Origin of the sequence: Bacillus sp. NPDC077411 (assembly GCF_044543425.1) — a bacterium.
GTDB classification, from domain to species: Bacteria; Bacillota; Bacilli; order Bacillales; family Bacillaceae_G; genus Bacillus_A; species Bacillus_A bruguierae.
Genome location: NZ_JBITWA010000043.1, coordinates 1 through 8,873, shown reverse-complemented (window position 1 = coordinate 8,873; position 8,873 = coordinate 1). Strand labels below are relative to the sequence as shown.

The window sequence follows — 8,873 nt, the reverse complement described above, 5'->3', positions numbered from 1 at the left end:
CAGCAAATAAATTATGACCCAGCAATGTCACAAAAGCTGATTGAGAAGTTAGAAAATCTTGGACTTGAATGTATTGCAGTAAATCAGTATCCAAATGTTATGAATGCAATGATTGATGATTCGGAAATACTTATTTATGAAAAACGTTTAGTTACTGATAATCCATTGTTTGTATATTGTGCTCTTAATGTTGTTGTAGTTACAAATATTAACGGAATGAAAGCCCCGAGCAAGCGACAGTCCAAAAAGAAAATTGATGGATTTGTTGCTTTTTTAGTTGCTCATAAAGAAACTATGATGGTTATGGATAGCATTACAGAAGAGGGAATGGATGACTTGATTAGTGAAATTTATAGATAGAAAGAAGGTGAGAATTTGAGTTTACGAGATCGGTTTTCTAATTTTGTGTACAAGCAGATGGAGAAGCGCGGCTGGTTTGAGGATATTTTTAATAATACGATTCGTTATGGTGGTCGTTACGTCACTGACGATAATATTTTACAATCAAGTGATGTATATGAATTAATTCAGGACATAAGTAATCAAATGATGCTTGCTGAGATAGTTGTGGAAGACAAAGATGGAAAAGAAATTAAAAATCATCCAGCGTTAAAAACATTAAAGAATCCAAACAACTACTTAACACAATCTGAATTTATCAAACTCATGACGAATACCTACTTACTACAAGGTGAAGTATTTCCAGTGCTTGATGTGGATCAATTGCATCTAGCACAAAATGTGTATACCGAGTTGGATGATAGGTTGATTGAACATTTTAAGATTAATGGAAATGAAATACCATCATCAATGATTCGACATGTGAAAAATGTTGGTTCTGATCACTTGCGTGGTGTCGGATTAATGCAGCTAGGTAAAGATACACTTGAAGGTGTTATGAGCGCTGAGAAAGTCCTTACAGACAAATATAAAAAAGGTGGCTTACTAGCATTTCTATTACAATTAGATGCGCATATTAATCCGCAAAATGGCGCGCAGTCTAAACTTATCAAGGCTATCTTAGATCAATTAGAAGCAATTGACGAAAGTCGAAGTGTTAAAATGATTCCACTAGGAAAAGGATATACGATAGACACGCTTGAGAGCCCGATAGACGATGATAAGACACTAGCATACCTAAATGTATATAAAAAGGATTTGGGTAAGTATTTGGGCATAAACGTGGACACATACACCGCGTTAATCAAGTCTGATTTAGAAAAAGCGATGATGTATTTACACAATAAAGCTGTGCGACCAATAATGAAGAATTTTGAAGACCATTTGAGTCTTCTTTTTTTCGGTCGAAATTTGGATAAGCGTATCAAATTTAAGATTAATATTCTTGATTTTGTTACTTACAGTACAAAAACAAATATCGGTTACAACATTGTGCGTACAGGAATTACAAGTCCAGACAATGTTGCTGAAATGCTTGGGTTCCCTAAACAAAATACACCTGAATCACAAGCAATCTATATTTCTAATGATTTATCGAAAATTGGTGAGAAAAATGCTACTGATGATAGCTTGAAGGGAGGTGATGGAAATGCCAAACAAAAAGGAAATGAGGACATTTGACATCACCGGTCTTCAAACGCGTGATGCAACTGATACAGAAAGTAATATGATTGGTGGTTATGCAGCTGTTTTTAATTCGCCAACAAGTATTGGTGACTGGTTCACAGAAACAATAGCACCTGGTGCATTTAGTCGTGCAATCTCTGAAAATAATGATATTCGCGCTCTGTTTAATCATGATTGGAACAATGTGTTAGGCAGAACTAAAAGTGGAACATTGCGATTGTTTGAGGATGAACGTGGTCTGAAATTCGAAGTTGATTTACCAAATACGTCAGTTGCACGCGACTTAGTAGAATCTATGAGACGAAAAGACATAAATCAATGTTCATTTGGATTTCATGCAACTAAAGAAGAGTGGGATTACAATGTCGAACCAGCATTAAGAACGATTCAAGAAGTTGAATTGTATGAGGTATCAGTAGTAAGTATTCCAGCTTATGAAGATACAGAGGTATCACTACGAAGTAAAGAGATTGATAAAGAAGTAGAACAACGTATTAAAATATTAAATCAAATAAAAGAGGTGCTTGGATAATGAATAAAAAATTATTATTAGCTTTACAACAACGAAATAATGCCCGTTTAACAGAGTTACGTGGACAATTAGAAAATAATGAGGTTCGTGCTGAAGATTTAGCAACTGTACAACAAGAAGTACAGGATCTCACTGAGCAGTTGCAAGAAATTGCTGATACTTTAGCAAATATGGATGGCGGAGACGGATCTGGAGAAGGTGACGGCAGCGGAGATTCATCTACCGGTGAAGGAGATACAGGTACAGGAAATAGTGAAGGTCGTTCTGATGATGAAGGCGATGATGGAGAAGGTCAACGTTCATCAGGTCTTTCAGCTGAACAGCGCGATGGAATTATGACAGCTATTGCAACTGGTCTTTCTACTCGTGGTCATAAATCTACAAAAACAAAAGAAAAAGAAATTCGTTCAGCGTTTGCTAACTTTGTAGTAGGTAAAATTACAGAAGCTGAAGCTCGTTCACTTGGTATTGAAGCCGGAAATGGCTCAGTAACAATTCCAGAGGTCATTGTAAGTGAAATTATCACTTATGCGCAAGAAGAAAACTTACTACGTAAATACGGTTCTACTCATAGAACTGCAGGTGATGTGAAATATCCTGTTCTTGTGAAAAAAGCGGATGCAAACGTACGTAAAAAAGAGCGTGGTGATGGTGACGAAATTAAAGAAACAGCAATTGAATTTGCTGAAATTTTATTAAGTCCAGCTGAGTTTGATGCACTTGCAACCGTAACAAAGAAATTACTTAAAATGACAGGTGCGCCAATTGAGCAAATTGTAATTGATGAGCTTAAAAAGGCATACGTACGTAAAGAAACGAACTATATGTTCAATGGTACTGATGTTGGCAATGAAAATCCTGGTGCATTAGCAAAGAAAGCTGTTAAATACTATGAGTCAACTCCAATTGATATTAATGTTGCTGGGTATTCTCAAAAATTATATTCACAATTGGTTAAATTAAAAGGTCAACCTGTTACTGAAGTGTTGAAAAAATCAATGTGGATTGTTAACCGTGCAGCATTAACAGTTTTAGAAGATATGACTGATACAACAGGTCGTCCATTATTACATGAAGCAAAAGATGGTGTAGGTTATACGTTACTTGGACATAAGTTAGATTTTACTGATTCAGCAAATGGTTCTGATCCAACTAAACCAGTATTCTATTTTGGTGATTTTAAAGCATTCCACATTCAAGATGTTATTGGAGCAATGGAATTACAAAAATTAATTGAGAAGTTTAGTGGCACAAATAAAGTTGGTTTCCAAATCTATAACTTATTAGATGGACAATTAATCTATTCACCATTTGAACCAGCTGTTTATCGATATGAAGTTGGTGAAAAGAAACCAGTATGAGTGATTTAATTGAGAAATTAAAGGGTCATATTCATTGGGAAGAGGGTATGGATGATTCCATGCTCCCTTTTTATTTACAGCAAGGTCAACGCTATGTAAAAAAAGCATGTGGAAGAGAAGTTGAATACCTGATTATTATGTGCGCAGGTATTTTCTATGAATATCGTGTGGCCGAAAAAGAATTAGAACAAGCACTTGATGCGCTGACACCGTTCTTTATCCAGGAGGTGTACGATGCCGAAGAGACAGACGAATAATCTGAGATGGGCAGCGGATTTATTAAAGCTAGGAGAAACAGTTGATCCAAAAACAGACCGTGTTGTCATGGGATATCCATTTGAAAGAAAAATACGTTACAACAATATTGGCGTTACTTCAATGGACAAGTTTACAACAAAAGATACAAATGAAATTGTAAAGAAAATTGAAGTTCGTATAGATCGAGCGATTGAAGAAAATCAAAAAGATTATCGAATTAAGATTCTTGATAAGATTTACAACATTGAACGGATTTATGTCCGTGAGCATGATCGTGTAATGGAGGTGTCACTGTCTTATGCAAATTAATTTTGAACAGTTACGAACCCTTATGAAGAAATCTGGTATTCCGGTTTCTCGTGATAGTGCTCCTACAGGTTCAGATTACCCCTATATTGTGTATGAATTTGTGAATGAACAACATAAGAGGGCTTCTAATAAAGTTTTGAATGATATGCCACTCTATCAAATTGCGGTTATTACAGATGGAACTGAGGAAGATTACGAGCCATTAAAAGCTGTTTTTAATGATGCTGGCGTTTCTTATGCTCAGTTTGATGGAATGCCTTACGCTGAGAATGACGACACCATAACACAGTTTATAACGTACGTGAGGTGTATTAATGGCTAGTAATAATAACGGTTTTGCAGAAGCCTTGGAAGATATTAATACGTTGTTACGGGTTAATAAGCAAGTGGAAATGGATGTATTAGAAGAAGCAGCTAAATATTTTGCAAATGAATTAAAAAAGTATATTAAGCTTTCGAATAAAAATAAACAAACACATTTGAAAAATAGTTTAAAAGTCGTCGTAAAAAATAATCATGTTTCTGTGGAATTTGAGGACAAGGCTTGGTATTGGTATTTGGCTGAACATGGTCATAAAAAGGCAAATGGTAGAGGACGCGTTAAAGGTTTGCACTTTGTACAAAACACTTTTGATGGTGAAGGTGACAAAATAGCAGACATTATGGCTGAAAGAATAATAGATAAAATGGAAGGATGATAGAAATGACAAAACAACAAAAAGAGATTCAATATGCAGTTGGTATTGAAGATTTATATCTTTGTTTTATGGATGGTGACGAAACAGTAGGGGCGCTTCCAAAGTATGAAGATATTGTTTACGGACAAACAAATATTACTGAGTTATCCATTTCATCCAAAACAAATAACTTCACAAAATGGGCATCGAATAAAAAGATTATTAACATCACGAAAAATACATCGTTTGAATTAGGATTAAAGCTTGCTGGTTTAGATCGTGAAGTGAAAGATAAAATGTTTAGTAAAAAGCGTACGAAAGGCGTTTCGTTTGAAAATGCAAAACCAAAATCATACCCAAAATTTGCGGTTGGTGTGGTTTTCCCACTTAATGACGGGACAAAAATTTTACGTTGGTATCCTAAGTGTACGGTGCAACCAGTAGAAGAGTCTTTCAAAACTCAAAATGAAGAAATGACAGTGGATGACATTGAATACAAAATTACCGCGGATCCGTTATTATTTAACGACAACACAATGACTGAATTAGATACTGGATCTGCAAGTGCGGCAGGTATTAAATTAGAAGACTTCTTAAAACAAGTTATTTGTGATGAATCACAATTAGCAACATTAGGTGGAACTACAGGACAATAAGGAGTGGTAATATGGCAAAGCTTAGTGATTTAGTTAACGTTAATATAAATGTAAATACAATTAAGATACAAGGTGTAGAAATCCCTGTTATTTTTACATTCGAGTCATTCCCTTATGTAGAAGAATCCTACGGGAAAGAATATCATGAGTTTGAAAAAGAAATGAATGAAATGATGGGAAAAGGACAATTTAGTTTAGGAGAAAATGAAGCTAAATTGATGCGTTCATTGATTTATGCAATGATTCGAAGTGGAGGTACAGAGTGTACGCCAACTGAAATTAAAAATGCAATACCTCTTTATGATTTACCTGATATTTTCCAAGTAGTGTTCCAAATTTTTAACGGGCAAAACTTCCAACATTCTGATATGGAGAAGTTGAAGCAGGAAAAAAAGTAAAAAATATACTAACTAAAAACGAAGAGTCTCAGTCCGAATTGGACTGGGATTTTTATTTTTATGTTGGTAATACGTTACTTGGTTTAAGTATGGACGATTTTTGGAAAATCACACCGGCACATTTTTTAAAACAATTCATCATGCATCTTCGATACACCAATCCAGATGCATTAATTGAAGAGAAACCAAAGCAAATCCACACGCTAGATCAGACGCCATTTTATTAAAAAGTGAGGTGAGATAATGGCAGACAAGCAAAGGAGCGTTGTTCTCAACTTTAAAATGGATGGACAAGTTCAGTATGCGCAAACACTGAAAGAAATCAATATGGTTATGAATAACGCGGCCAAAGAATATAAGAACCATATTGCCGCAATGGGACAAGATGCAACAGCGACAGATAAACTTGTTGTTGAAAAGAAAAAACTTGAAATACAAATGGAAGCAGCAAAGAAAAGAACTGAAATGTTAAGGGCCGAATATCAAGCGATGTCGAAAGATACCAATACAACAGCTGAACAGCTTAATAAAATGTATGGGAAATTACTTGATGCAGAACGTGCTGAAACATCACTTGCACAGGCGATGAAACGAGTCAACGAAGGTCTTTCAGAAGAAGCACAAGAAGCAAGGAAAGCACGAGATGACTTAGATAAATTGCAATCTAATACGAAACTACTTGAAGCGGAACAAAAGAACCTGGCGAGCTCATTCAGGCTTCAAAACGCTGAATTAGGTGCAAATGCTAGTGAATCACAAAAATTAGAGTTAGCACAGAGACAATTACGTCAGCAAATGGAAATGACCGATAGAGTCGTCCACAATTTAGAACAACAATTAAGTGCAGCAAAGCGTGTATATGGTGAGAATTCTACAGAAGTACAACAGCTTGAAGCGAAGTTAAATCAAGCAAAAACGACACTGAAACAATTTGAAAATTCACTTGAGAGTGTTGGTAAAAGTGGAAATCAAGCCGCAGATGGTATGGAGCAAATTGGCAAGAAGTTAGATTTACATAATCTAATGGAAGCTAGTGAAGCGCTGCAAGGAATGTCAGAGAAAATTATTGAATTTGGTAAGTCTACTATAGAAACAGCAATGGACTTTGATGGTTCTCAAAGAAAAATCCAATCTTCTTTAGGCATAACAGCGGAAGGTGCTGAAAACCTTCAAAAGATAGCCGTGGATACTTGGAAAAATGGTTTTGGGGAAAATCTCGAAGAAGTTGACCAGGCGGTAATAAAAGCCTTTCAAAATATGAAAGATGTGCCAAAAGAAGAACTACAAATGGCATCAGAAGATGTTCTAACACTGGCTAAAACCTATGATGTGGATTTAAATGAAGCAACTCGTGGTGCTGGACAGTTAATGAGTCAATTTGGTCTATCTACACAAGAAACATTTGATTTGTTAGCGGCTGGTGCTCAAAGTGGTTTGAACTACTCAGATGAGTTATTCGACAATCTATCAGAGTATGCCCCGCTTTTCAAACAGGCAGGATTCTCAGCAGATGAGATGTTCACTATTCTAGCGAACGGAACGGCAAGTGGCTCATATAACCTTGACTATATCAATGATCTTGTAAAAGAGTTTGGAATTCGTGTCCAAGATGGATCTAAAGGAGTTTCTGAGGGATTTGGACAACTTTCTGATGGGACTCAAAAAGTATGGGACTCATTTAATCATGGTAAAGCAACATCAGCCGATGTATTTAATGCTGTATTAAATGATTTACGTGGTATGGATGACAAGGTAAAAGCGAATCAGATTGGTGTTTCTCTTTTCGGTACAAAATGGGAAGACATGGGTGCTGAAGCGGTTCTTAGTCTTAATGATGTCTATGGTGGTCTCGGTGAAGTAAAAGGTAGTATGGATGAAATGAAAAAGCTTCAGGAAGAATCTTTCGGACAGCAGTTTCAGAAAGCATTAAGAGAAACTAAGGCGGCATTTGAACCACTTGGAAAGAAACTTGCTGAATTAGCAAAAGATGTGCTACCTCCGGTTGTTAAAGGGATTAAAACTTTAGTTGATGGATTTACAAAGCTACCTGACCCGATTCAAAATTTTATTCTTATTTTTGGAGGATTAGTCGCAGTTGTAGGTACATTAGCACCTATTATTGCGGCTGTAGTTATATCTTGTTTAGTATTAGGATCTACATTAGGAACCGTTATTCTTGTTATTGCTGGAATAGCTGCAGTAATAGCGGGTGTTATTGCCGTTATAAAAAACTGGGGTGCGATAACCGACTGGCTTTCTGAAAAATGGTCTCAATTTAAAGATTGGTTTGGTGAATTGTGGGGGAATTTAGTTCAAGCTTGCAGTGATGGATGGTCTTCTACAGTTGAGTATTTTTCAAATGCTTGGTCTTCTTTCTTAGAAATGTGTCATTCATTTTTTGATCCAATCGGTCAGTTTTTTAGTGATTTATGGTCCGGAATAGTCGAAACAGCATCGTCCTTGTGGTCGAATCTTATCGAAACGGCATCACAATTGTGGGGTCAACTGGCACAAGCCTGGTCTGATACTTGGAATACCATTCTTACAGTCTTAGATCCTATTATTTCTTTGATTTCAACTGTTCTACAGGCAGGTTGGTTACTTATTCAAGCTGGTACGCAAATTGCATGGGCTTTAATAAGTAAATATATTATTGATCCAATTGTGGAAGCTTATAATTGGGTCGTTGGGAAAATTGGTGATTTAGCAAACTGGATTTCTGAAAAATGGGTATGGATCCAGTCTATTACATTAGCAGCTTGGAATTTATTTAAGCAATACATTATTCAACCCGTTCAAGAAGCATGGAATTGGGTTGTCGGAAAACTTGGTGATTTAGCAAATTGGATACTTCAAAAATGGGATTTTCTAAAATCTATGACATTATCAGCTTGGAATTCAGTGAAGCAGCATATTATTGACCCGATTGCATCAGCGTATAATTCAGTCGTTGAAAAATTTTCATCCATGTATAACACTGCAGTAGAAAAATTCAATTCTATTAAAAATGCAGCTAGTGAAAAATTTAATGCAGCCAAAGAAGCAATTGTAAGTCCTATTCGTGAGGCAGTAGATACAGTAAAAGGTTGGGTAGA

The 8,873-nt window shown here is 36.0% G+C and carries 12 protein-coding genes; all 12 read left to right on the top strand.

The window, feature by feature from the left end:
* On the top strand, positions 1-360 hold a 360-nt coding region (locus ACIGHG_RS25485), incomplete at its 5' end, for a terminase TerL endonuclease subunit (RefSeq protein ID WP_396551260.1).
* A 15-nt stretch (positions 361-375) separates the two neighbouring features.
* Positions 376-1,581, top strand: a complete 1,206-nt coding sequence (locus ACIGHG_RS25480; RefSeq protein ID WP_396551258.1) for a phage portal protein — start codon at positions 376-378, stop codon at positions 1,579-1,581.
* On the top strand, positions 1,550-2,119 hold the full coding sequence (locus ACIGHG_RS25475) for an HK97 family phage prohead protease (RefSeq protein ID WP_396551256.1): 570 nt from the start codon (positions 1,550-1,552) through the stop codon (positions 2,117-2,119). Before ACIGHG_RS25480 ends, ACIGHG_RS25475 begins: the two co-directional genes overlap by 32 nt.
* On the top strand, positions 2,119-3,480 hold the full coding sequence (locus tag ACIGHG_RS25470) for a phage major capsid protein (RefSeq protein WP_396551254.1): 1,362 nt from the start codon (positions 2,119-2,121) through the stop codon (positions 3,478-3,480). Before ACIGHG_RS25475 ends, ACIGHG_RS25470 begins: the two co-directional genes overlap by 1 nt.
* Complete coding sequence (locus ACIGHG_RS25465) at positions 3,477-3,737, top strand: head-tail connector protein (RefSeq protein ID WP_396551252.1); 261 nt, start codon at positions 3,477-3,479, stop codon at positions 3,735-3,737. The genes ACIGHG_RS25470 and ACIGHG_RS25465 overlap by 4 nt, the downstream gene beginning before the upstream one ends.
* The gene (locus tag ACIGHG_RS25460; RefSeq protein WP_396551250.1) at positions 3,715-4,047 is read left to right on the top strand and encodes a hypothetical protein; all 333 of its coding nucleotides are present in this window, start codon (positions 3,715-3,717) and stop codon (positions 4,045-4,047) included. Before ACIGHG_RS25465 ends, ACIGHG_RS25460 begins: the two co-directional genes overlap by 23 nt.
* Positions 4,037-4,369, top strand: coding sequence for a hypothetical protein (locus tag ACIGHG_RS25455; RefSeq protein ID WP_396551248.1), 333 nt, complete (start codon positions 4,037-4,039; stop codon positions 4,367-4,369). Before ACIGHG_RS25460 ends, ACIGHG_RS25455 begins: the two co-directional genes overlap by 11 nt.
* Positions 4,362-4,745 carry an HK97 gp10 family phage protein gene (locus ACIGHG_RS25450; protein ID WP_396551246.1) on the top strand — a complete coding sequence of 128 codons (384 nt, stop codon included), beginning with the start codon at positions 4,362-4,364 and terminating at the stop codon, positions 4,743-4,745. The genes ACIGHG_RS25455 and ACIGHG_RS25450 overlap by 8 nt, the downstream gene beginning before the upstream one ends.
* Before the next feature lie 5 nt (positions 4,746-4,750).
* A complete protein-coding gene (locus ACIGHG_RS25445) occupies positions 4,751-5,380 on the top strand; it encodes a major tail protein (protein ID WP_396551244.1) in 630 nt (209 codons plus the stop codon).
* A gap of 11 nt (positions 5,381-5,391) precedes the next feature.
* Positions 5,392-5,778, top strand: coding sequence for a hypothetical protein (locus ACIGHG_RS25440; protein ID WP_396551242.1), 387 nt, complete (start codon positions 5,392-5,394; stop codon positions 5,776-5,778).
* A gap of 38 nt (positions 5,779-5,816) precedes the next feature.
* A complete protein-coding gene (locus tag ACIGHG_RS25435; RefSeq protein ID WP_396551240.1) occupies positions 5,817-6,005 on the top strand; it encodes a hypothetical protein in 189 nt (62 codons plus the stop codon).
* 55 nt (positions 6,006-6,060) lie between these two features.
* A partial coding sequence (locus ACIGHG_RS25430) for a phage tail tape measure protein (RefSeq protein ID WP_396551238.1) occupies positions 6,061-8,873 on the top strand: 2,813 nt, incomplete at its 3' end.